The sequence below is a fragment of the Streptomyces sp. NPDC002309 genome, assembly GCF_053593375.1.
In genome coordinates this window covers 1-2201 of sequence record NZ_JBSFCI010000104.1, presented here as the reverse complement: position 1 = coordinate 2201, position 2201 = coordinate 1, and the positions used below count along the sequence as shown (strand labels likewise).

The 2201-nt window shown below is 70.2% G+C and carries 1 protein-coding gene; it reads left to right on the top strand.

Annotation, left to right across the window (positions count from 1 at the left end; translation table 11 throughout):
• A partial coding sequence (locus ACWCPM_RS34690; RefSeq protein WP_450980243.1) for a condensation domain-containing protein occupies nucleotides 1-2201 on the top strand: 2201 nt, incomplete at both ends.

The window sequence follows — 2201 nt, the reverse complement described above, 5'->3', positions numbered from 1 at the left end:
GCCCGCTGGACCACCGACGGACAACTCGAATACCTCGGCCGCACCGACCACCAGGTCAAGATCCGCGGCTTCCGCATCGAACTCGGCGAGATCGAGTCGGCCCTGGCCTCCCACCCGGCCGTCGCCCAGGCGGCGGTGGTGGTGCGTGAGGACCAGCCCGGTGACAAGCGCCTGGTCGGCTACGTCGTCCCCGCCGGGGACTCCGCCCCGGGGACGGACGGTTCCGCCCTGCGCGCCCACGTCGCCGGCCTGCTGCCGGACTACATGGTGCCCGCGGCCGTGGTGTTCCTGGACGCGCTCCCGCTCACGGTGAACCGCAAGCTGGACCGCAAGGCGCTGCCTGCCCCCGACTACACCGGCGGTGTCACCAGTCGGGGCCCGGCGAACGCGCAGGAGGGGGTCCTCTGCGCCCTGGCCGCCGAGGTCCTCGGCCTGCCCTCGGTCGGCGTCGACGACAACTTCTTCGAACTCGGCGGGCACTCCCTGCTCGCGACCCGCCTGGTCAGCCGCATCCGGTCGGTCTTCGGGGTGGAGGTGCCGATCCGGACACTCTTCGAGGCACCCACGCTGCGTGAACTGGCGAGCCGCCTCACCGCCTCCACCGCCTCCCGGCCCTCGTTGGCGCCGGCGCAGCGGCCGGAGCTGGTACCGCTGTCCTTCGCGCAGCAGCGGCTGTGGTTCCTTGGCGAACTGGAAGGCCCGTCGGCCACCTACAACATCCCGATGGCACTGCGCCTGACCGGCACCCTGGACACCGACGCCCTCCACACCGCGCTCCGCGACGTCGTGGCCCGGCACGAGGTCCTGCGCACGGTGATCACCACCGTTGACGGCAACCCCCACCAGCAGATCCAGGACACCGACACGATCGACGACCTGCTCACGCTCGTCGACGCCGAACACCTCCCCCAGGCCGAGCTGACCCGCCTGGTCACCGAAGCGGCCGGACACCGGTTCGACCTGACCGGCGAAATCCCCCTGCGCGCCGACCTGTACCGAACCGGCACCGATCAGCACCTGCTCGTCCTGGTGATGCACCACATCGCGGGTGACGGCTGGTCCCTGGGCCCGCTGGCCCAGGACCTGTCGACCGCCTACGCCGCCCGCGCCACCGGCACCGCCCCCGCATGGGCCCCGCTGCCGGTCCAGTACGCCGACTACACCCTCTGGCAGCGCGACCTCCTCGGCGACGCGACCGACCCCGACAGCCTCCTCACCGAACAACTCGCCCACTGGCGCCACGCACTGGACGGGACACCCGAGGAACTGGCACTGCCCACCGACCGGCCACGTCCCCCCGTGGCCTCCCACCGGGGCGGAACCGTCGAGTTGCACATCGAGGCCGAGGTGCACCGGGCACTGGTCGACCTGGCGCGGGCGCAAGGGGTGACGGTGTTCATGGTGGTGCAGGCAGCACTGGCCACCTTGCTGCACCGCCTCGGCGCCGGCGACGACATCCCCATCGGCACCCCCATCGCCGGACGCACCGACGAGGCACTCGACGACCTGGTCGGATTCTTCGTCAACACCCTCGTCCTACGCTCCGACCTGTCAGGCAACCCCGACTTCACACAGCTCCTCGACCGCATCCGCGAGCACGCACTCAACGCCTACGCGCACCAGGACGTGCCCTTCGAACGGCTGGTGGAAGAACTCACCCCGGCCCGGTCCATGGCCCGCCACCCCCTGTTCCAGGTCATGCTCACCCTCCAGAACAACACCACACCCCACCTCGAACTACCTGGCCTGAACGCCGAGTTGCTTCCCACCGGCGAGGCCCCCGCCAAGTTCGACCTCGACATCCAGCTCAATGAACACGTCACCGACGGAGGCGATCCTGACGGGCTGCGGGGTGTGATCACCTACGCCACCGACCTGTTCGACCACCACACCGTCGCCGGTATCGGTGAACGTCTCATCCGGGTCATGGAAACGGTGACCGCCGATCCGTCTGCCCTCGTGAGCCGGATCGACATCCTCAGTCCGGTCGAACACCACCGCGTGCTGGTGGAGTGGAACGACACCGCCCGGGATGTGCCGCCGGCCACGGTGGCGCAGTTCTTCGAGACGCAGGCGGCGCTCACTCCTTCGGCGCCGGCCGTGGTGTTCGAGGGCGTCGAGGTGTCCTACGCGGAGCTCAACTCCCGCGCCAACCAGCTAGCCCGACTGCTGGTGGAGCACGGGGCAGCGCCCGAGCGACT